The organism is Symbiopectobacterium purcellii (genome assembly GCF_019797845.1).
In the GTDB taxonomy this organism is placed as follows: domain Bacteria; phylum Pseudomonadota; class Gammaproteobacteria; order Enterobacterales; family Enterobacteriaceae; genus Symbiopectobacterium; species Symbiopectobacterium purcellii.
On the sequence record NZ_CP081864.1, the window covers coordinates 3,117,886 to 3,141,053 of the forward strand.

The 23,168-nt window shown below is 49.8% G+C and carries 19 protein-coding genes and 2 pseudogenes; 4 read left to right on the top strand and 17 right to left on the bottom strand.

The features are described from left to right. The first annotated feature begins 46 nt into the window (after window positions 1–46). Window positions 47–1,798 carry a sigma 54-interacting transcriptional regulator gene (locus K6K13_RS14685; RefSeq protein ID WP_222157658.1) on the top strand — a complete coding sequence of 584 codons (1,752 nt, stop codon included), beginning with the start codon at window positions 47–49 and terminating at the stop codon, window positions 1,796–1,798. 22 nt (window positions 1,799–1,820) lie between these two features. Here the strand turns inward: K6K13_RS14685 and K6K13_RS14690 are convergent, their stop codons facing one another. From K6K13_RS14690 to K6K13_RS14755, 14 genes and pseudogenes are all read right to left on the bottom strand, one after another. Continuing rightward, window positions 1,821–2,390: a nucleotidyltransferase family protein gene (locus tag K6K13_RS14690; RefSeq protein ID WP_222157659.1), complete on the bottom strand. Its 570-nt coding sequence runs from the start codon at window positions 2,388–2,390 to the stop codon at window positions 1,821–1,823. A 28-nt stretch (window positions 2,391–2,418) separates the two neighbouring features. Then, window positions 2,419–2,877, bottom strand: a complete 459-nt coding sequence (locus tag K6K13_RS14695) for a (2Fe-2S)-binding protein (protein WP_222157660.1) — start codon at window positions 2,875–2,877, stop codon at window positions 2,419–2,421. Window positions 2,878–2,880: 3 nt separating this feature from the next. Next, window positions 2,881–6,091, bottom strand: a pseudogene (locus K6K13_RS14700) (molybdopterin cofactor-binding domain-containing protein). Between the two features lie 32 nt (window positions 6,092–6,123). Further along, window positions 6,124–7,077: an N-carbamoyl-D-amino-acid hydrolase gene (locus K6K13_RS14705; protein WP_222157661.1), complete on the bottom strand. Its 954-nt coding sequence runs from the start codon at window positions 7,075–7,077 to the stop codon at window positions 6,124–6,126. Between the two features lie 30 nt (window positions 7,078–7,107). Continuing rightward, on the bottom strand, window positions 7,108–8,343 hold the full coding sequence (locus K6K13_RS14710; protein ID WP_222157662.1) for a Zn-dependent hydrolase: 1,236 nt from the start codon (window positions 8,341–8,343) through the stop codon (window positions 7,108–7,110). Window positions 8,344–8,377: 34 nt separating this feature from the next. After that, entirely contained in the window at window positions 8,378–9,133 is a 756-nt protein-coding gene (locus K6K13_RS14715; RefSeq protein WP_222157663.1) for an ABC transporter permease, read from the bottom strand. Between the two features lie 12 nt (window positions 9,134–9,145). After that, window positions 9,146–9,514, bottom strand: a complete 369-nt coding sequence (locus K6K13_RS14720; protein ID WP_222157664.1) for a hypothetical protein — start codon at window positions 9,512–9,514, stop codon at window positions 9,146–9,148. Continuing rightward, window positions 9,463–9,924, bottom strand: coding sequence for an ATP-binding cassette domain-containing protein (locus K6K13_RS14725; protein WP_222157665.1), 462 nt, complete (start codon window positions 9,922–9,924; stop codon window positions 9,463–9,465). The genes K6K13_RS14720 and K6K13_RS14725 overlap by 52 nt, the downstream gene beginning before the upstream one ends. Window positions 9,925–9,959: 35 nt before the next feature. After that, complete coding sequence (locus tag K6K13_RS14730) at window positions 9,960–10,997, bottom strand: ABC transporter substrate-binding protein (protein ID WP_222157666.1); 1,038 nt, start codon at window positions 10,995–10,997, stop codon at window positions 9,960–9,962. A 40-nt stretch (window positions 10,998–11,037) separates the two neighbouring features. Next, complete coding sequence (locus K6K13_RS14735; protein WP_222157667.1) at window positions 11,038–11,970, bottom strand: MurR/RpiR family transcriptional regulator; 933 nt, start codon at window positions 11,968–11,970, stop codon at window positions 11,038–11,040. 427 nt (window positions 11,971–12,397) lie between these two features. Beyond that, window positions 12,398–13,249, bottom strand: a complete 852-nt coding sequence (locus K6K13_RS14740) for a hypothetical protein (protein ID WP_222157668.1) — start codon at window positions 13,247–13,249, stop codon at window positions 12,398–12,400. Between the two features lie 48 nt (window positions 13,250–13,297). After that, entirely contained in the window at window positions 13,298–14,134 is an 837-nt protein-coding gene (locus K6K13_RS14745) for a hypothetical protein (RefSeq protein ID WP_222157669.1), read from the bottom strand. Continuing rightward, window positions 14,110–15,471, bottom strand: a complete 1,362-nt coding sequence (locus K6K13_RS14750) for a hypothetical protein (protein WP_222157670.1) — start codon at window positions 15,469–15,471, stop codon at window positions 14,110–14,112. The genes K6K13_RS14745 and K6K13_RS14750 overlap by 25 nt, the downstream gene beginning before the upstream one ends. A gap of 8 nt (window positions 15,472–15,479) precedes the next feature. Beyond that, window positions 15,480–16,559 (bottom strand): hypothetical protein, encoded by a 1,080-nt coding sequence (locus tag K6K13_RS14755; protein WP_222157671.1) that lies wholly within the window; start codon window positions 16,557–16,559, stop codon window positions 15,480–15,482. 934 nt (window positions 16,560–17,493) lie between these two features. On the opposite strand from K6K13_RS14755, the gene K6K13_RS14760 reads away from it, so the two are divergent. Both K6K13_RS14760 and cybB read left to right on the top strand, forming a co-directional pair. Then, window positions 17,494–17,733, top strand: a complete 240-nt coding sequence (locus tag K6K13_RS14760) for a DinI-like family protein (protein WP_222157672.1) — start codon at window positions 17,494–17,496, stop codon at window positions 17,731–17,733. Between the two features lie 126 nt (window positions 17,734–17,859). Then, complete coding sequence (gene cybB / locus K6K13_RS14765; protein ID WP_222157673.1) at window positions 17,860–18,408, top strand: cytochrome b561; 549 nt, start codon at window positions 17,860–17,862, stop codon at window positions 18,406–18,408. Window positions 18,409–18,460: 52 nt separating this feature from the next. Here the strand turns inward: cybB and K6K13_RS14770 are convergent. Then, window positions 18,461–19,592: pseudogene (locus tag K6K13_RS14770) on the bottom strand (MFS transporter). 654 nt (window positions 19,593–20,246) lie between these two features. After that, complete coding sequence (locus K6K13_RS14775; protein ID WP_222157674.1) at window positions 20,247–20,585, bottom strand: hypothetical protein; 339 nt, start codon at window positions 20,583–20,585, stop codon at window positions 20,247–20,249. A gap of 350 nt (window positions 20,586–20,935) precedes the next feature. Between K6K13_RS14775 and K6K13_RS14780 the strand changes: the two genes are divergently transcribed. Continuing rightward, window positions 20,936–22,177, top strand: coding sequence for a Zn-dependent hydrolase (locus K6K13_RS14780; RefSeq protein WP_222157675.1), 1,242 nt, complete (start codon window positions 20,936–20,938; stop codon window positions 22,175–22,177). 23 nt (window positions 22,178–22,200) lie between these two features. Here the strand turns inward: K6K13_RS14780 and K6K13_RS14785 are convergent, their stop codons facing one another. Next, window positions 22,201–23,115, bottom strand: coding sequence for a helix-turn-helix domain-containing protein (locus K6K13_RS14785; protein WP_252120308.1), 915 nt, complete (start codon window positions 23,113–23,115; stop codon window positions 22,201–22,203). Window positions 23,116–23,168 lie beyond the last annotated feature (53 nt).

Below are 23,168 nucleotides of genomic sequence, written 5' to 3' on the forward strand. Positions count from 1 at the left end.
TGAGAAACAGCCGCGAGGCGCTTTACCCGATATAAGAGCGTAGCCCATGACCAGCCAGACCCTGTCTCTGATGCACATCCAGCCCACCATTCGGCATTTCACCCAGATGCTCAGTCAGGTATTGCGGCTGGAAGTGGAGATCGTTGATCACCGGTTACTGCGCGTGGCAGGCAGTGGACCCTATCGTAGCCGCATCGGCCATCCCTCAGATAACACCCGCCTGCTGCAATACGTCATCGATAACAAGCAAGAGAAAGCAGTTATTCACTCGCAGCACGATCCGATTTGCCAGGGTTGTGGTCAGTACGGCAACTGCGGCGAGCTGGCGTTTCTTGGCCTGCCGGTGATGCACGGTGAACGTTGTCTGGGCGTCATCAGCCTTGCGGCCATCAATGCAGAACAGCAGCAGCGATTGCAGGACAATATCACCGTATTTTCCGATTACGTCCGTCATATCGCTTCACTGCTGATCGCTAACCTGACGAAGAATCCCACCGCCAATGATGGCATGGATGTGCTGTTCACCACGCTCATCAACAGCATGGATCAGGGAATTCTGGTGCTGGATGAGCATGGCATTATGACGTTTGCCAATCAGAATGCGCTGACGCTGCTCAACGCCCGCTGGGAAACCCTCGCCAACACGCCGATTACCATCCGTCCGTTGGTGGCCAGCAAAGATTTCGCCAACGGCAATGCACAGCATGTGATCGCCTTTGCGGCACAGCAGGAAGTGGTGATAGGGCAGCATCATAACGGTAATAACCGGCAGTTGTTCCTGTTTGCTTTCCACCAATCTGAACGTCCCGCGCCGATCAATGAGACCGACAGCGAACCGCGTATCGGCCAGTTTATCGGTAACGCCCCTGCGGTACAGGCGCTGAAACAGCATATTGCGCGTTTTGCCGATAGCCCCTCCAGCATCATGATCACCGGTGAGAGTGGCAGCGGTAAAGAGGTGCTGGCTCGCTCCATTCATCAGGTGGGACGGCGTAGCATGCACCCGTTTATTGCCATCAACTGTGCGGCGATCCCTGAGCATCTGCTGGAGAGTGAACTGTTCGGCTATGTTAAAGGCGCATTTACCGGTGCCGCCCCGAATGGCAAAGCAGGGCTGATTCAGTCCGCTCATCTCGGCACCTTGTTCCTCGACGAGATTGGCGATATGCCATTGACGTTGCAGGCCAAGCTGCTGCGAGTACTCGAAACGCGCGAAGTGATGCCGCTGGGGGCCAGCAAGCCGGTGGCGGTGGATATCCGCATTATTTCTGCCACCCACCAAAATTTGACGCGCGCGATTGAAGAGGGAAACTTTCGCGAGGATCTTTACTACCGCCTGAAGGTGATACCGGTCGAGATCCCCCCGTTGCGCGAGCGCACGGCAGATATCGAACTGCTGGTGCACCACTTTCTCAATCTGCACACGCGCCGTATTGGCAGCACCTACCCTGGCGTGAGCCGCGAGGTAATGGCTTTGCTGCGAGATTATCGCTGGCCGGGCAATGTGCGGGAATTGAGTAATCTGGTGGAGTATCTGGTGAATATCGTGCCCGACGGTGAGGTGATTGACCCGACGCTGTTGCCGCCGCATTTTCATCGCGCCACCCCCTCCCCGTTGCCCACCGTTGAAACGGTTACGGCAACAACACTCGCCGTGCCCCCGAGCCTGAAACAGCTGGAGCACCAGCGCATTATCGAGGCGCTAGGTCGTGGCGTGAGCAAAGCACAACTGGCGCAAGAATTGGAGATCAGCGTGGCGACGCTGTATCGCAAAATCAAAAAAATACGGGCTACATGATAGTCACTAGCCCGTTCTCCCGCTAACGCCGCCGGAGCAGTTGCTGGTACTGTTCCGGCGTATCCATATCCCAATGAATCGCGCCCTCCGATACGGGCACACGCCGTTGGCCGTGACAGGCAATCAGCGTTTTCATCGAGGTTTGGTTATCCGCCGCCAGCACCGCATCGCGCATGGCAGGTGGCAGCAATACCGGGTGCCCTTTCCCTTGAGCATATTCTGGAATCAGGCAGGTCGCATCGCGCTGTTGCCACAGCGTGCGATAAACCGCCCCGCTAACGGCAGGCATATCCCCCAGCGCCAGAAAGAAATGCCCGCCGCCGACCGCCGCCGTACCACAGCGAATGGAGGAGAACATCCCCTCGGTAAAATCTTCGTTGTGACACAGCGTAATCCGCCCATTGTCGCCGTAGCGCCAGTTCAGCTCGGCACCGCGAAAACCGGTCACCAGCACCACGCGATCGCAAAAGGAGAGCGCCGCCGCCAACGCGCTGTCGAGCACCGTTCCCTCCCCCCAGGGCAGCATCATTTTCCACTGCCCCATGCGGCTGGAGAGTCCAGCCGCCAGCATCAGACAGACTTTCTCGCTCATGCGACCAGCTCCACCAGCATCACCAGCATCACGGTGCCAACACCGCTTTGATCGAGGTGATAATTGGCTGATAGCCCGTGCAGCGGCACAGGTTGCCCTCCAGCGCCTCGCGAATTTCTTCATCATTCGGCTGAGGGTTGGCATCCAGCAAGGCTTTGGCGCTGATCAACACGCCGGGCGTACAAAAGCCGCACTGCACGCCGCCATGGCGAATGAAGGCATTTTGCAGTTTTACGCCGACAGGGTCCTGATGCAGCGCTTCCACCGTGGTAATTTCGGCGCCATCACACTGTGCAACCAGCAACAGACACGAGCACACCGCACGCCCGTTCATGATCACCGAGCAGGCACCGCACTCACCAACGGAACAGCCCTCTTTGGTGCCAGTCAACCGCCGATCTTCACGCAGGTAATCCAGCAGGCGCGTATTGTCATTCACCGTGGCCTGCACCCGAATGCCGTTAATCTTCATTTCTACATCAATCATCTGTCACTCCTGCTGCGCCAGTTCTGTCATTACCTGACGGAACATATCGAGATAAACCGGGATTTTGTAAGGTGCCGACCAACGACCACCAATCGCATCGGTGACCAGGGTTTCCAATGCCGCGGCGGCATGATCAATCACTGCCAGTGTCGGCGCGTGCCCCAGCAGCGCCTGCTCGACCGCCGTCAAGCGCTGTGGCTTGCCAAACACGGCACCATCGACCAACCGGCACAGTTCGATGTTGCCGTGCGCGTCCAATCGAAACAGCGCGGTGAGGCTTTGGCGCGTGATATTCACGGCAGTACGCCGCCCCAGTTGCAGATAAAACGGATGCAGCACACCCGCCGGAGGCGGCGGCAGAATAATGCGGGTGAGTAATTCGCCGGGTTGTAGTTGGGTGCGATAGCCGACGGTGATAAAAGATTCCAACGGAACGCGGCGACATTCACTGGCAGTACGTAACTCCACCTCAGCACCATAGACCATCAGCGGCGGCACGGAATCCGCACAGGGTGCGGCATTGACGATATTGCCCCCAACGGTCGCCCGGTTGCGCAGTTGCAGCGAACCCACAGTGCGACAGGCGGTTACCAACAGCGGATAATTGTGCTGCAACCGTTCATCGCTAACCAGATCGGTAAAGCAGGTGCCTGCACCGATAGCCAGAGCGTCGCCTTCAGCATCAATTCCGCGTAATTCGCGTAAGCCGGAAATATTCACCAGCCGCACCGGCGTGGTTTTTAAACGAGCCTGCACCAGCACATCGGTGCCGCCGGCCAACACCTGCGCGCCGGGTTGCGCCAACAGCGCTAGCGCCTGATCCAGGCTGGCGGGCTGGCTTACCTCAAGGGTATTGAGACGCAGCACCTGCTTACGTTCACCGTCATGGGCTTGCACTTCACTCTGGCGCGCTGGTTTTTTCAGGTTGTAGCCCAGCCGTACCTGTTCCAGCGTCAACGGCAGCGTGCGATTCCAACGACCAATGGCAAAGCTGACCGCATTGTTGAGCGCGGCACCGCCCAGTTCCAGCACCGGCTCGCCAATCACCTTGGCACCGTAAGGCCCGGCCTTATCGTGATTTTCTACCGCAATCACGTTAATGTTGGGGATATCGCGAATCGTCGGCAACAGATAGGTATCGAAATTCTCTGATTTCACTTCCCCGTTTTCGATATTGAAATCTTCCAGCATGCCGTAGCCGATCATCCCTTGCACCACGCCGCCGTATACCTGCCCTTCGAACCCCACGCGGTTCACCACCTTGCCTACGTCGTGTACCGCCGTGATATCCAGTAGCGTGATTTTTCCGGTACGGGTATCCACCGCGACATCTGCCACCTGACACCCGTATACCCAGGTAAAATAGGGGCTGCCGCAGCCTTTTTCCTCATCCCAGTGAATGGAGGGGGCGACATGCCAGCCATAGGCGGAGAGATTGGCGCCGGTCGCCTTGGTGAGCGTCACTACCTGAGCGAAATCCATGCAACGCGTCAGGTTGGCACGGTTAAACACCTTGCCGTCGCGCCACATCAGGGAGTCCACACCGCTTGCCCCCAGTTGCGTGGCGATGGCATCCGCCATACGCTGTTTGATCTTGCTGGCGGCATTGAGCACCGCTTGCCCCCCCCATCAGCGTGCCGCGCGAGGCAACGGTCGAGCCGCCGTCCGCTATCATCGCCGTCGCCGGATCGGTAAACGTTATCCATGAGAGCGGCAGGCCGAAGGCTTCCGCCGCAATCATCGACATCGTGGTTTGCAGCCCTTGACCATTCTCGGAAACCGCCGTGGAGATATTGACGCTGCCATCGGCATTGACCTGAATCAGCGCAGATGACGCGTCCAACCCTTCCGCACCGAGCGAACAGCCACGGTGGCTTAACGCCAGACCGATGCCGTATTTGATCGGCCCGCCTTGTGCATTCAATTGCTGATAGCGTTCGCGTTTAGCCATAAATTCGACGCTGTTAGCCGCTTTCTCCAGCACTTCCTCGGCAGATACCCTGTGTTCGCTGAACACCTGCGCTGCCATGCTGGTATCCCCTTGTTGCAGGATATTACGCTGACGCAGTTCAAGCGGTGACAGGCCAAGCACTGCCGCCACTTCATCCATTAGCGACTCGTTCGCCAAAATCACTTGCGGCGCACCAAAACCGCGAAACGCCGAGGTGTAGTTGTTATTGGTGTACACCCCGGTGACATCAACGCGCACGTTAGGAATGCGGTACGGCCCCGCGGCTTGCACCGAGCTGCGCCAGGTGACAAACGGCGTTTGCCCGGCGTAGCTGCCACCATCCGCCAGCACCTCAATCTTGATGGCTTGAATACGTGCCTCGTCATCCAGACCGATTTTGTATTTCATCTTGTACGGGTGGCGTTTATAGCTTTCCCGCATCGATTGCTCACGGTTGTAGGTAAATTTGACCGGCCTGCCGGTTAAGTGACACAACAGCGCCGCACGGCACGCCAGATGGTCGATGATGTCATCTTTGCCGCCAAACGAGCCGCCAACGATCGCCCGCTTGATGTTGACGCGCGCTTGCGGCAAACCGAGGTACTTCGCCACAAAACCGCGCACGCGGTGCGCATTCTGTACCGACCCTGACAGCGTCATGATCTGCTCGTTATCGTCGATCCAGGCAATGATCGACTCCGGTTCAATGTAGGCGTGCTCCTGATACCCCACCTCATAGTCCCGTTCGAAAATATGGCTGGAGGCCGCGAACCCCGCGTCAATATCACCTTTGATGGTATGGTGATGATTGATCACATTGCTGGCGCTGCCCGGGTGAATCAGCCGTGCATCCGGTTTTAGCGCGTCTTCTACGCGAGTGATTGGCTCAAACGGCGTGTAGCGCACGCTGATTTTATGCGCAGCCTGGCAGGCCGCTTCGTAACTTTCCGCCGCAATCACCGCAATCACATCGCCGCGAAACGCAATATTCTCATTCACCAGCGGCGGATAGTCAGCCATCACCACGCCAATGTGACTTTCGCCGGGAACATCTCGCCAGGTGGCGATTTTCACCACGCCCGGCACCTGTAATGCGGCGTCGAGATCGATCGCCTCCACCCGTCCCGCTGCGATATCCGCATAGCGGCACACGCCGTACAACATGTCTTTCAGGACGATATCATCACCGTACACCGCGCTGCCCTTGACCTTGGCCAAGCCATCCACGCGCGGCACTTCATGGCCGACCACTTGCATTTCCATCACGTCTTTCTCTTCTGCTGCCATGGTTAACCTCATTGGTGACGCGGACTGCCATCGGCCAGCAATGCCTCGCCTTTGAGCGCGGTAATCGGTCCGTAGGCGTTGGGCTGGCGATGCACGTCAAAGTTGAACGTGGTGCGCTTGTAGATCTGACAGAAATCGAGATCGCAATGGGCTATCGCCACTTCATCGCCTTTGGTCACACAGCTGGCGACCACTTCACCCGATGGCGCAATGATGCAGCTCCCGCCAATGTGTTCCACGCCCTCTTCCGTTCCCGCTTTCGCCACCCCCACGACCCAGGTGCCATTCTGATAAGCGCCAGCCTGCATAGAAAGTTGGTTATGAAACAGCGACAGATCGTCGTGCTCCGGCGCAGGCGCATTGTGCACCGGCGTGTTGTAGCCGATCAGCACCATTTCCACGCCTTGCAGCCCCATCACCCGATAGGTTTCACACCAGCGACGGTCATTACAAATCGCCATGCCGACCCGACCGCCAAAAGCGTTAAACACCGAGAATTCCGCTCCCGGCGTAAAATAGCGCTTCTCCAGATGCTGAAAGGCGCGCCAGGGTTCGTGCTCACGGTGCCCCGGCAAGTGCACTTTGTGGTATTTGCCGACGATAACGCCGTTTTTATCCACCAATATTGAGGTGTTAAACCGCCGTTTTTCCCCCTGTTCCACGCTCAGTTCGGCGTATCCCAGACAAAAGCCCACTTGCAATTCACGCGCCAAATCGAACAGCGGCTGTGTTTCGGCACCCGGCATCGCCGCCTCACACCAGCTATCCAGTTGGGACTCATCTTCGATATACCAGCGCGGAAAAAACGTGGTGAGCGCCAACTCGGGATACACGATCAGGTCCGCATCCAGTTGGTGCGCCTCGCGCATCAGGTTCATCAAGCGTGCCACCACGGCAGCACGGGAATCTTCTTTATTGACCGGCCCTAACTGGCCGATAGCGACATTGACATAACGCGCCATGTGATTTTTCTCCTGTAAACGCATCGGGTATCAGGCGCGATCGGCGCGCTGTACGACGGCACCCAGCAGAACGTTCGCGCCCGCGATCAAATCCTGTGGTGCCGTAAATTCGTTAATGTTGTGGCTTAATCCGGCCACGCTGGGCACGAAGATCATTCCGGCCGGACACATGGCAGCCATGATTTGTGCATCATGCCCGGCACCGCTAGGCATGCGGCGCGACGGTAAGCCACGCAGGCGCGCCTGTGCCGCAACCAGTTCGACCATCTCCGGCGCAAAGGGCGTCGGCTCAAAACGCGCCAGCATATTGCGTGACACGCTTATCCCTTCTTCGTGCGCCGCCTGCTCGGCAAATGCCCACAGGCGCTGTTCGGCCAAACGCAGTGCCTCTGCGTCGGTATTGCGTAAATCCACAGTCAAGGTCACGGTATCGGGGATCACATTGACCAGATTCGGCGTGAACACCAGATGCCCGACAGTGGCAACCTGATCGCCACCCAACTCCTGCGCCAGTTGACGGGCAAACACGCCGATCCGCGCGGCGACGTAACCCGCATCGTGACGTAAACGCATCGGGGTGGTACCCGCATGGTTCGACACGCCCTGCAAATGGAATTCGGTCCAGGAAATCCCCTGCACACCGTCCACCACCCCAATCGCCAGCCCTTCTTCGTCCAGCACTGGGCCTTGCTCGATATGCAGTTCGAAATAGCTGTCCACCCGGTTATCCCCCACCGATGCCGGACCGGCATAACCGATTTGCCGCAACGCATCGCCTACGGTGACGCCATCAATACCGCGGGTTGCCAGCGCGGTTTCCAGTGCCAGCCCGCCCTGATACACCAGACTGCCCATCATGTCGGGTTGAAAACGTGAACCTTCTTCATTGGTGAAAAACGCTACCGCAACAGGACGACGCAGCCGCATACCGGCATCTTTCAATGTGGCAATCACTTCCAACCCAGAGAGCACACCGTAGTTACCGTCATACAGCCCACCGGTTGCCACGGTATCAATATGCGATCCCATCATCACCGGCGGCGTATCGGTTAATCCGGGGTAGACACCCACGGTATTACCAATGGCATCCACCGTAACGCTGAGCCCTAACGCCTGCATGCGCGCCACCGCCCAATCGCGTCCCTGTCGATCTTCATCGCTGAGCGCCAGTCGGCACACACCGCCCTGCGGCAATGCGCCTATCGCGCCCAGTTCGTACAACGACGCCATCAGGCGTTCGCCGTTCATGCGTAACTCGCTTGTCATGACATAACCCTTTTTATCGTGCTGCCGAGCGGCATCAACGATGCGCCCAGTGCGTCATCCGCTTTTCAATGAAGGCGAAAATTTCATACATCACCACCCCCATTGCGCCGATAACGATCAACCCCGCAAACACCAACGCCATATTCATGTTGGAGCTGGCCGACATCATCAGATAGCCAATACCCAGATTGGAGGCCACGGTTTCCGAAATCACCGATCCGACAAACGCCAGCGTGATGGCCACTTTTAACGAGGCAAAGAAGTAAGGCAGCGATCGGGGCAGCCCCACCTTTGTCAAAATGTCGAAACGGGATGCCCCCAGTGAACGCAGCACATCCTCCATTTCAGGCTCTACCGTCGCGAGCCCGGTCGCGACGTTGACGACGACCGGGAAAAAAGAGATGAGAAAAGCAGTGGCAATGGCCGGAATGGTACCGATGCCAAACCACACCACCAGTACCGGCACAAAGGCCACTTTGGGAATCGAGTTGAACCCCACCAGCAGCGGATAGACCGCTTTGTAAACCAGCGAGGACGCACCGACCGCAACCCCCAACACCAGCCCGACGGCTACCGCCAGCACAAAACCCGCCAGCGTGGTGTAGAGCGTTTGCAGCGAGTGCGCGGCGATGGGCCGCCAGTCCGCGACCAACGAGCGAAAGACATCGCTCAATGACGGGAACAGGTAGGTTGGCACATCCAGCCCCACCACAATCACCTGCCACAAAACGCCGAGCAGGACCAGCAGTGCCCAAGGGGCTATCTTGATTAACACATGACGAGATATCACGACGGGCCTCCGTTAGGCATGGTGTTGTGAAGAGATGTGCTCGCGCAGTTCGAACACATAGCGAGAAAACGCATCGGTGTAGGTCACCTGAAGATCGCGCGGACGAGGAAGTTCTATCTCCCGGCGCGCGACAATCCGGCCCGGCCTGGCACTCATCACATAGACGGTATCCGCCAGAAACACCGCTTCACGCAGATCGTGGGTTACCAATACCACCGTAAACGGCGCTTCCTGCCACAGATCGCGCAACATGCACCACAGCTCTTCACGGGTAAAGGCATCCAGCGCACCGAACGGTTCATCCAGCATCAGCAAGCGCGGTTTGTGGATCAGCGCGCGACAAATCGAGGCACGCTGCTGATGCCACCAGACAATTCCCACGGGAATTTATCTTCATACCCTTCGAGACCAACGCGTTTTAGCAAGGCTCGCGCCTGCTCTTCATACTCGTGCCCTTTTTTACGCCGCGTAGAGCGGTAAGGCTCCACGATCTCCATCGGCAGCATGACGTTTTGTAGCGTGGTACGCCAAGGCAGTAAGTTAGAGGCCTGAAATGCCATGCCGACGCATTTCTGCGGCCCCACCACTTCGCGTTTGTTGACGAAAACGTAGCCCTCGCTCGGCGAGAGCAACCCCGAGGTCAACTTCATGAATGTCGATTTACCACAGCCGGAAGGTCCCACCAGCGCCACGAACTCATTTTCATTGATACTGAAATTAATGTCCTTTATGGCCAGCTGTTCGCTGTTGCTGTACGCCAGACTGACATTCTCGAACTTAACGAAACTCATTGATCACCACCTGAAATCATGCTGCCTGACAGAAATTACCGCACGGTCCGATCGGCCTGTGCCGGTAACAGCGCACTGGTAAACAACGCATCCGTTTTCGGCGTCTCTTTCAACTCGAACGCAGCCACCACATCGCTGATAGAGTTACTCAAACGCTGGGTATCCACACTGCCCAGACCGTTCTTCTTGGTTTCCGGGGTTACCACCAACTGATCAAACGCCAGTTGCAGACGACGGGTCTCCAGCGGCAAATCGATCAGCGAATCCTGTTCCTTCACAAACTTGGCGGCGCTGACGGGATCGGCGAGGGTTTCCTGTACCGCCTTATTGAAGGCACGTAAGAAGGCTTTGATGGTGTCGGGGTGTTTTTCCAGCATCTCTTTGCTGGCGATAATGGTGTTGCCGTAGAGATCGACACCGTATTGCGCATACGGGAAGATCGTCAGGTCATCCGCTTTCGCACCGCGCGCTTCAAGATTCAGCAAGTTGGTAAAATAGAAGCCGGAAATGGCATCGACGTTTTTACGCACCAACAGGTTGGCGGTAACGGTGGGGTCAGCCGATTGCCAGGTAACGGCATCTTTGCTCAACCCCACTTTCTTCGCAAAAGCCGGCCAGGCTTTGCGTGCAGCGTCGAAGACCGGAGCCGCAATGGTTTTCCCTTTCAGGTCTGCTGGCGTTTTTACCCCGGTGCTTTTCAGCAAAAATACCGCGGCAGGCGTAGCGTTATACAGCATATAAACACCCTTAATACCGGTGCCTGGATGCTGGGATTCCTGTTCAATCAAGGCATTGAAATCGGCAAAGGCCATATCATAGGCACCGGTCGCCACGCGGGTCACTGCGCCCGCAGAGCCGTTACCGGAGTCAATCTGTACATCCAGCCCTTCCTGGGCAAAATAGCCTTTGGCCTTGGCCATTAAAAACGGAGCGGAAGGCCCTTCAAAACGCCAGTCGAGCGAGAATTTTACTTTGACAGGATCTGCCGCATAGGCGGATGACGCCAGAACAGATAAAGACAGTAGCGCCGTACAACCCAATTTGTGCAGTGTTGCGAATCTGGATGTCAACATCACGAATGTCCTCAATAGTGAAAGTCAGTGTTTACCCGAATTAACTCTGGTTTTTGTCGTCCGCCGATGAGAGCGGAGCACGTTGATACAGGTCGCCAATCTGCTGATGAATATCTTCCATGCGTTGCATGCGTTGGCTTGCTTTCTCGGAACAGCAGGTCGCCAACTCATTGCCAATAAAATTGACCATGCTGATGGCGGCGGTGTAGGAATCGAAAATATCGCTGTGTTTTGCGGCGCACGGAATAGCCACATCGGCCAGCGCACAAACATCAGACACAGGGGTATTACTGAGTACCACAATGCGGGTGCCATAGTTTTTGGCCACTCGCACCAGGTGTAACAGCAGTTCGATCTGGCGGGGAAAATCCACCACGAACAGCACATCGGTCTCGCGAATGTCTGCCAGCACGTCGGCAAATTTCGCTGCCGGATCATTGACCAGTTGCACATCACTCAACACATGGGAGAACAGCGACTGGGCGTAGAACGCAGGGGCATAGCTATTGCGGAACCCTAACACCCAAACGCGCCGCGCATCACGCATCAGTTGCACCGCGCGCTCCAACTCTTCGGGCATGCTGTCGCGCTGCATGCCCGCCAGATTTTCGCGTTCCCGTTCAATATGCCTATCGAGACGTTCACGTACCGTGGTTGGGTGGGTCGTACGCTGTGCCAAATTGGTGAGCGGTGAATAGCCCATGGGCTCAATACCGCGACATTTCACGCGAAACTGATTGAAATCCTGAAAACCGAGGCGACGAAACACCCGCGCCGCCGTCGATTTTGAGACGCCTGCCAGTCGTGCTAATTCCGTTGCGCTGTAGCTTGCCAATTGATGTTGATGATCCAGAATGACATCGACCAGCTTCTTCTCTGCCGGAGACAACGCGCCATAGATCAGGCGGATGGCGGTGTGAAGCTCAGCCAGTACGTTGGTGTGTTCTTCTGGTGCAGTTAGCGCGTTATTCATCCTGACCTCAGTCTGTGTGGTACGTACGTTTCGGGGTGTGCGATGAGACATGCCTGGCACATCTGTTTTATGAAATCACACACAAAGAAACGCCTGTGCCAAACACTAAGCAAGGGGCGCGCCAAAACCATACAAAGAAAGAGGATTTTTTTTAATTAATAATAAACAATGGGTTACATTTAAAGCCAAGAAATGAAGGAGGGTGAAAAAATGCAGAGAAGCAAGGTGCAACGTTATTGTCGTGCACCTTTTTTGTTCATTGCACCAAAAGTGAGCCAAATATCATCAACGCGGGGATGAAGTTCATTCTACTGTATTGGCTCCGATTCACTGACGCACATAATGATATCCCTAATAAGACAGGTGCAGGTCAGGGCAAAATCCTTGATGGTCATACCGTCGCAAGGATTTTCAAATCAGAAGTAAATCAACCCAACGTTGCAAGGTCATTGATAACCACAGTAATAGTATCCGGGTTGTTAATTAATATTAGCGCACGAAGATAATCATCGTATTGAAATAAAAGGCCAAGCGTCTCTGGTTGGAGCAGTGAATTTAGTTCAAAAGTCTGGTAGACAGGATTGCTCATAAAATAGAGTGTGCACATATTAATAAACGCATCATTGACGCCCCGCCCTCGTCGGAGCGCTATTTCAGTACGTATAAGGGTATTTTCAATCGTGTCATACTCCCCTTCATCAATCGAGTTATGATAAAAATAATCCTCAGGGGTGCCGAGTGCATGGACAGATTCATGACACATAATGTTAGACAAATTTTTTATTTTCTTTTGAATCTCTCTATTCCTTTCCCATGTAGGCATGGTGCTGCGACTGTTCAATGTGAGAGAGTCTGTTTTTATATATATTCTATCTAGTGGATCGTGAATGTATGAAAATCCAACGACACTGTCTTTTTTGCTTGCGTCTTTACTATCTAAAGAGATGCTTTTTCCCTTTTCATTCATGACTAAAATGATATTAGATTTATCATTCGTATCAAAAACGGCCTCCATCCGCTTCAATTTACTCAACAATGTACTAATAAATAAATTACGCGCACCATAACAAGTGATTCTCAACTTAGATAAAACATAATTATCAATAGACACATTTCTATCTTTAATCAAAGAATAAACAATACCGATAATCCCTTTAGTTCTTGCAAATGCATCATTGAAAACGTCCATAATATAAGGATGCTGTGAATTTTCTTCTAGCGAAGCCATGCTTTTAAAAACATAATCATTGGGATCGTTAAGATAATCATTTTTATGCATTTCAATATAATTGTCGCTATGTTTTATTGAAGTGACAATTTTTTTCCATTAAGAGAAAAAAAATAACTCCACTGTTATATAATCGGTGTTTTTATTCACCTTTTTCTGAATGTCTTCTAAATCTTTATAATCAGCATTTATAGGTCTGCGTGATACCTGACTTTCACTCCATTTCAAAAGTGCTTTATTTTTCTCAGCATTTAGATTAAATACCATATTCATTGCTTCTAATGGAGTTGTGACAATGGCTTGTTTGGTATCAAAATCTTTAACAATACTGACGTCAGTAACTAATACATTGTTATTTATGCTGTTGTCTTCATTTTTTCCATAGATTTTAAAAAAAACAGGAATCATATCGTCATTATTTTTCTCCTCCATGACATGAAAAGCGCCTCCATCTTGCGATAAATAATAAATCCTTTCTGGAGAATGTTTATCTTTATAAAAACCATTAGTATCCTCATAAGGCTCAAGATGCTCACTAAGATTATCGAAATCAATACTGTGTTCAGAGTTTCGTCTAAGAAGTGTAGTAATATCTTTTGACTCGTAAAAACGGGCAGAACATAACGAAAACAACTGTCGTTTTGTTATACAATGAGAACTCCGTTCTTTAAAGGTTTCTGCTCGATAGTTATCATTATTTCCTCCAGACATATAGTAATAAATATTGCTTCTGCTATTTTTATACACACTTACTGTGTTTTTGTCACCTAATAAAAAAGTATCATCATTATTACTGATTATCTTTATAAGATTATTATCAAAAACAATGTAATCAACCCCATCAATAGAGGTAGCGCCATAAATCTTAGAAGACTTTACAACATGCTTACTTTTAAATTCATCCTCATTGATTAAAGCCGCATCCTCTGAAAGCAAATCATTTTCAATAATTTTTTTACAACTGAACTATCAAGGTAAGATTTTTCATCTTCATTAACACTAGAAAATACACTCACTTCTTTTTTGTAGCTATTATATATATCACCAAAAATATCATAGCCACACCGATACTTATCATCATTAAACTCTACAGGAAGAATATCACACTCCCCCTCGATATAACGTGATGAATGAACGCCCCCCTTTAAATGATAATAACCATCATTAATTTTTATGTATTGCTCTCCATTTTTATCAAACTGAACTTTGGTTGAAAAACGTATGGGTTCAACATCGAAATGACTGACACCTTTACTGATTAACCTTGACTTAACTGCTTCATCGGCATTGATAAAATCAATAATCTCATAACTTACATGAGGCGTGTTTTTACTTTCAAAAAACCACGCCCCACCGATATTAATCAATGGTCTATAAACATTATCACAAAATGCAACATAACGATAAACATTATCCCTAACATACATTTCAGACACATCATAAAGCTGGCCTTCAACAAGCACCTTCATTATATTATTATTTTTTATAAAAGTACCATCTGCATATAATTCCGGAGAGCTATTGTTAATAATAACCACATCGGATCCACTTAATTTATACCCATGATTTTTTTCTAAAGCATTCTGCCACTCAAATGTATAACTTTCATCACGACTAATATACCAATAATTTTTTGAATCATAATACAAGGCTTTCTGACTTTCTTCATCAACAAAATTATTGTATCCCGTATCAATAAAAACAGTTTTTATTGGGTTCTCAGTATGAATCGTTAATTTATTATTTTGGTATTTCAAACCTTTAATCATTGTCATGATTTCTTCATTCGCACTCGCTGAATCCATGTCTTTAATTTGTTTGGTTGACAGGGATGAGACAATGTCTTTTGTTAAGTTTAAGATATATCCATTGATTTCGCTAACAGAATCCAAAGACAACTCTTTATCTTCAATAGAGTCGGCTAACATGCTAATAACAGATGCAGCAATCAATGAAACTAAACGCCCGCGGTTATAATGGGTATCCCATGACATAAGATTATCTAAACACCTCGTCACTGTTTCTATAACGCCTTGCATCTCAGGAGAAATAGGAGCAGGACATCCATTATTCTCTATACTATATTGATAAACAATCCGGGTTTCTTTGATAAGGCTAAGCAACGGTGATTTAATCGTTTCAGATATCGTTCTTAATACATCGATCAATGTTAAATTCTCTCTTTCCATCTGGCATGAGACAAGATTTACGACTTTAACATCATCTTTTTCAGACTCAGGCGTTGTGGTCTCCATATTCTTTGTTTCAAGCACTGTGCTTCTTAATGCAGAGTAAAAATAAATATCATTTTTCCCAATGCCTTAGCATCAATAATATTCTCATGAAAATACATAGAATTATTATATGATTCGTTCTCTTTATTGGCGTAAATATCCCTTATCATTAACATAACACTTTGTTTATATCTTTTATCTATTATGCCTAAATCCGACGCTTTCATCTCATCCAAAATTGAAAGTAATGATTCAGTAAAAGCAACGCCATAAATAAAAGAGAACTTACTTAAATTATTAATTTTATTCTCATGGAGATATTGTAACATTAAACTAACACAGGCTAAAATCAGCTTTACATCTTTTTCTATTCCTTCATTGATATTTTTTATATCAATAAAATCTTTAGCTTTATGATAGACCCCCTTAAATTCCTCTCTGATCCTCCAATCAATATCGTTGTTGTTTATAATATTACTTATTATCTCTGATGCATTAACATGATGTTCATAGGGTAAAGGTATTGATCTTACATTTCTTTTATGATCTATAAACAATACTGATTGATATAGCTCATTGATATTCTGCAATGATAAATTGTCAATAACCACAATCTCTTTCAAATATTCATGCTGTGATAAATTCATGCCATCACACAATATATTATTAAAAGATCCATCATTTTTATATAGCTTAAGTGGCAGTGTATTTCTGGCATTTTCTAAATTGTCAATCGGGAATTCATTTAATAAATCAAGGCTTTTATCAATTGATAAACAGAGTTGGTTATTTTTATGATAACCGCTTCCCCCTATTTTCCATAACGATACAATACTTGTCACTGAAGCAATGAGTCCCAGCATTCTTCTAAACATTCTATGTCGTGATACTTTTCCTGCTTCGGTGTCATTATTATATCTTCCTGAATGAGAAGTGCTACGTGATGCTTCATTATTATGTTCTTTCGAGAAAATATGCGTATTGCACTCATTAAAATCTTGCTCATTATTGATGGTTGTTATCTCATTGAGCAAAGCAACATTATCTTTTTTTCGGGTATGATTTAACGTATCATCGTGCAAGAAATTATCATGACATTGGTATTCAAAATCAGATGTTATCGGCATTTATAACCTCAGCAGTATTTATTTAAAAAGGTATCCTGTAAATACGGCATAGCACTACCACAAATATATTAAATGGGTTATGCAATAGCACATGTAATGATATATTAAGATTGTTTATCAAAACTAAAATTAAAAATAATAACCATCAAGAAAAACCGCAGGCACTCGAAATAAATATTGATGACAATTCTTTATTAAATGGCTATGAATACCTGATAATCATATGCCACATTTATCATGCATCCCTTATAGTCACCATCGAATGATGGCACATTTTATTGTATGCGCACGACAGAAATTAACGAATCCGATAATACGAAAAAATAACCATTAACTATATCACTTTACGATTATACATACTCATTATGCCTTCAGGGAAATTAAAGCAAAACGCATTATGTTAATACTCATACTCAATTACAGAGAATATAATAAGTTAATATATTTATAGAAGTTTACTATATTTAGTCACCTCTGCGATTATAGCCACAAAAGGACGATTTAGATTATTCATTGCTCGTACACAAGAAATAAAAACGCCCCCAGGTAACGCTTTTCGCCTGACATCAGGGAGCAATTCGCCCCGCACGGCACCCTGAGGCAAGCTGTCGCCAGGAGGCAGTTCACTTCTGGCTAGCGCAACAGCATTCACGATAGCCCCCGCAATCAACGCTTGCTCCAATGCATCACCCGTCTCCCGGTAGTCATTCCACTTTAGCCCGCGCCAATGTCCGGCACTTCATGTATAATGCATTGTTTTATAAGCATTTAGCTCAAAAAGCAGTGTCAATACCGCAAAGCCGCAGAAAGATCTACCCGCAGCCAATCATCCTAATGACACGCTGGGTACCAGATTATGTTGATAAATTTCGCTTTCCAAAAACCAGGTTTACGCGCACTGTATATAAAAACAGTAAACTCAAGGATAGCTTTCATGTTTGTTGAACTTGTTTATGACAAACGTAACGTTGCCGGACTGAACAACGCCCACCATCTTATCGAAAAAGAGCTGACAAAACGGGTACATCGCTCATTCCCTGATGCTGAAGTGAGGGCTAAAGCCATGCAGGCGAACGCGATAAATTCGGATGCCAGTAAATCGGATAAAGCGGTCATCAATCGCATAATAGAAGAGATGTTTAATGATGCAGATGAATGGCTGGTTAACGAATGATGCGCGACGTAAAGATTTTAAATCTCCCTTGACGATGTGGTGTTATTTCCGGTAACTCTCAATGTTTGTTTATGTTACGGCATTCTTAATGCCAACACGCTATAGCATTCAATGGGATATGCCACGATGACTCGATTCTCCAGATTACAGATCCACCTGCATTGGGTAACGCTGCTGCTGATTGCACTGGTGTATGCGGCGATGGAATTGCGTGGCTGGTTTCCACGCTCCTCCTTTGCCTTTTCAGCGATGAGAACGCTGCATTACAACGCAGGGGTTGCCGTTTGGGTATTGATGTTTATCCGTATCGGGCTCAAACACAAATACAAAACCCCCGCGATCGTGCCCACGCCGCCGCGCTGGCAGCATCACCTCGCCACGCTGACACACATCGTGCTTTATGTCACTTTCCTGGCATTGCCGCTGCTGGGTATTGCCATGATGGCGTATGGCGACAACGAATGGTCGCTCATGGGCTTGACGGTCTCCCCTTTCGTAACACCCGATGACGATACGCAGTTCCTGCTGAAAGACATTCACGAAACGCTCGCCAATCTGGGCTATGTACTGATTGCCCTGCATGCTGGCGCTGCACTGTTTCATCATTATATTCAGCGGGATAATACGCTGCTGCGCATGATGCCGGGCAAATCCGACACCTCGCAAACGCACTAAACGCAAAGGCCAGAGCATATGCTCTGGCCTTAAATTCGCATCTGGGGAATCGTTATTCCAGCGCTTTCCCTTTCAATTCAGGGATCAGGAACAGCGTCGCGATAATATCCAGCACGTAGATAACGGCGAGCAATGCGATTGCCATCTGGAAGGAGTAGACGCTGGCAACAGCACCAATCACGACGGGGCCAAGCACGACCAACGTTAAACAGCACGTTCTGCGCGGTCGCACGGGCGTTGGTTGGATAGGCCTCAAACATCACCGCACCATAGCCGCCCATCATACCGTTAACAAACACCCCGAGCAGCGCACCGGCCCACAGCATGGTCATGGGGTCGGTCAACTGGGAGTAGGTCAAGACCATAACCACTGCGCCTACCAGGAACAGTAAAAACGACGGTTTTCTGCCAATGCGATCTGCCAGTTGCCCAAACACCCAGATACCGGCAATCATGCCCAGAATGGTCACCGAGGTCCACATGGCCGATTTGGTCAGGTTGAACCCCAAGGTTTTGGACAGAAAGCTTGGCATCCAGATCATGATGCCGTAATAACCAAAGTTCTGTACTGACGTCAACACCACGATCCCGGCGCTGACTTTGCTGGTCGCCTTATCTTTCATCAGCAGTTTGAAAGAAGACCACGTCGAGGCTTTCTTATCTGTCTTACGCACAAACACTTCCGGTTCGTGCAGCCGATGACGGATAAACCAGGCAACAAATGCCGGAAGAATCCCCACCAGAAACATGCCGCGCCAGCCAATGTGCGGCAGCAACGCAGGGGTAATCAGCGCCGCGCCTAATACACCAGCCTGCCAACCCAACGCAACGTAAGAAGAGGCACGGGCGCGATGCTTGGCAGGCCAGGCTTCCGCTGCCAGCGCCATCCCGATACCAAACTCACCGCCCAGACCGATACCGGCAATCGTCCGGTAGACAAGCAAATCCCAGTAGCCCTGTGCAAAAGCACACAGCCCGGTAAACACGGCGAACAGGACAATGGTCCAGGTCAGTACACGAATACGGCCGTAACGATCGCTTAAGGCACCAAAAATCAAACCACCGATTACCGCACCGATCAGTGTCCAGGTAACCAACGATCCAGCCTGGCCGGACGTCAGACTCAAATCCGCAGATATTGCCGTCAGCATAAAGCCGAGAATCAGCAAATCAAATCCGTCCATGGAGTAGCCCACTGCCGACCCTGCTAATGCTTTCCAACTGTAGCTGTCAACGTGTTCTTTTTCCGTGCTCCCCGACCTTGAAGCGGGTGCACTTTGTGAAGGAATTGATTCCATCCTGCTCTCCTGAATCATTGTTATAAGAATATGAAATTACATGCCTGGTATTGCTGCCCTTGCCCTTGTGCGCCACCAGTATCATTTTTGATACAACCATCACTAGCAATAGTCATACCACTTCTTTGCCTAATAACCACGCAAACGTTTACTTCGCAAAAGCGCTCAACCTTGAGCGGCGAAATTATCAATCACATGATTTATAATGAATTATTTTTTAGTCATTCCCTAAGAACGGGGAAATGTCTCTTTGAACGAAAAGGATTGTGCACACATTTAGGTAAACGGCAGCACCAAAGTAATGCAAACGCACCATATTATCACTAAATCAGTGCAAAAAAAGAAATCACCATTGAAATGCAAACCGATACGCTGACTTCCCGTCCATTGCTCAAACAGGGAAAGGCAACAGAATTTACCCGTTTGTTTTATTTTTGATACAAAATAACAAGCAATAGTTAAAAAAAATCCTCCTGAAGCGGAGGATGATGGGGAGAGCCCCCCCGTTACATCGCTGGATGCAAGGGGCTAAATCGCAGGCTAAAACCGTTTTTTTCCCGATGAGTAGCTGGTTACCAACGCGTTGATCGCCTCATAGCGCACGGCCACCGATGCGCTTTTATCTGCCAATGCCGGTTTTACGATATCAAGCAATCGAAGCATTTCCGTTTTTGCCTGATGCGCGAACTCAGGGCTAACCACCTGATCGGCATACAAAGTAACATAGCTATCTGCCAGCCCGCGCAAAACGTAATAAGAAACCGCGTTGTCGGGATCGCTCACAATCAGGTTGTCCAAATCGCGGCGCAAGACAACATAGCTATCCGTACCATCCAGACTCTGAGTAAATGCATGATATATCGTTGTAAAATCCATCATCGCCACCTTTAGTCGCGGTTAGTCAACCACATCGGGAAGCTACCTTTTCTAAAACGAATACCGCAACTTGTCAACTGTGTTCAGCAATCACAGTCTAATAATTGACACAAAACAATACCATCCATCGTTTTTTCTTATTATCAAAAACAAATATTTTATAAAAAACAGGTTATTGCTAAACCAATTATTATTACATTTCGATTTTTGTCTAAATTTTTAGACAATCATATTGACGAGCATGAAAAAAACGAGCAACACTAAAAACCATAACATCAGCCGAGGTTTCCCCCCATGGTTGGCCATTATGGTTAACGGGTGGTGGCTGACAGTACAGAGGATCAGGAGTCCCTATGCCGCCCGGTTTTACCACAGAAGACATCACGGTGTTGCTGGAAGAATTACGCCAATTTTCCACAACCCACGGTCAGGATGGCGTCACGCGTCTCGCCTTCAGCCGTGAGGATGAGGCGGCCCATCGCTATCTGGCCGATAAGTTGGCAACACAGGGGTTCAGCGTATACCGGGACGCAATGGGCACGATATTTGCGCGTTTACCCGGTTATGACAGCTCGCTTCCCGCGATTGGTACCGGTTCACACATTGACTCCGTGCCGAGCGGAGGCGGATACGACGGCACGCTGGGCGTTATCACTGGCCTGTATGCACTGGCGCAATTCGAACCCGGTGAACTCAAACGCGATCTGGAACTGGTGGTATTCCGTGCTGAAGAGTCGAGCCGGTTCGGCTTTTCCTGCATCGGTAGCAAGGTGTTGACCGGGCACATCGATCGTAGTTCGTGGATAAAAAACACTGACGATCAAGGGTTAACGGTATTTCAGGCACTGAGTGCGGCAGGTTACGCCGAGAATAAACTCGCCAGTTGCGAACTTGCCCCCGCACGCTACGATGCCTTTATCGAACTGCATATTGAGCAAGGACGCCGGCTTGAAAACGAAGGAAAAACCCTCGGTATTGTTGAAGGCATTGCGGCACCAACGCGCTTTCGCGTGACCGTAACCGGCCTTGCCGATCATTCCGGTGCCACACCGATGTACCAGCGTCATGACGCGCTGGTCGCCAGCGCCATGATCATTGAAGACGTGCACCATGCGGCCTGTAAAGAGATGGTCTACGGCACGGTTGGTACCGTTGGCAAACTGGACGTATCGCCCAACGCGATGAACGTGATCCCCGGCCTGGTGAAATTTTACGTGGATATTCGAGGCATCGATAAAAACAGCATTCAACGGGTGGCAGACCGTCTGGCCGATTCCGTCAGCAAGGTGGCAAAAGAGAATGATGTGCAGATTGCACTGGAGTCACTGGCCGCTGAAACCCCTACGCTACTGGATACATCGATTTGCCGTTTGTTGGAAGAGAGCGCAGCACATGAAGGCATCACCAGCATGCGCATGGCCAGTGGCGCCGGGCACGATGCGATGTACATGGCCAGCCGCTACCCCACAGCGATGCTGTTTGTCCCTTCTCGTGAAGGGATCAGCCATCATCCAGCGGAATATACGGCACCGCAGGATATCGCAGTAGCGGCCAACGTATTGAAAAACACGCTGGCGCGGTTAGCCAGAGCCTGAAGCAGAAACCACAGAGAAGGCCATCAGTAGCGTTCGAGGGTATCACGTAACAAACGCAGGGCATCGTCCCCTTTAGCGGCATTTTCCCACAGCGCATCAAACAAGGATTGATGGTGGTGAATCGCCTCTTTTGATGACGAAACCCACGCCACCCCAGCGCTGATATTGGGTAGTTCCCCTAAGCGGAAGGGACTAGAGGCCACCGAAAGCGCCTCACTGTCGTTATAGAAAATCTGGAAGGTGGAAGAAGGGATGGTCTGTTTGGTAATGGCGACCTGAACGATATCCTTTTTCTCTTCCAATAAGTGGAGCAGATATTTCACTTCCTGACGCGCAGCCAGCACACGCTCCATGCGCGTACTGGGTGAAATATTCAAAGAGCCCACCAGCCCGAGATGAATAAATTTCTCGATGTGCTGAATACCGATCAGATTATGTATTTTCGGCAAATGGGTATTCAGGTGGGATTTACGTTCCGAAAGGATAGCCAGTGTTTGTAATGACTTCGGATCAAGTTTGTCGCCCTGCACCGTAGTGCTATCGGTTTCCAGCAACATTTGTTGCAGGTAGGCATCGTATTTTTCTGAGGTCAGCAGATAGGAGAACGGTTCAAAGTGAGAATAAATACGCGTAGAGCCCTCTTCAAGTTGGCGCATTCTCTCAAAGAAGCCGCTGGCATGGGGATAATATTCCATGCCTACGCCCAGCAACGTCTCGACAGTGGTATTCAGGCACTGCGCCAGACGCTCAAGGGTTTCGATCTTTTTTATTTCGCCTTTTTCCAGACGGTATACCGCCGCGCGCGATATACCCAGTTCGGCAGCAATCTGTTCAGCATTGAGCGACGCGGCAATCCGGTATGCACGCAACCGTTGCCCGATAGCCAAATAATCGATCGACGTGAGGTTCATGATTCCAGACCACTGAATAATTTGCATTATTTTATCATCAACGGTCCGGACTGACAAATGCAGCCATCAGCGGTGAATAC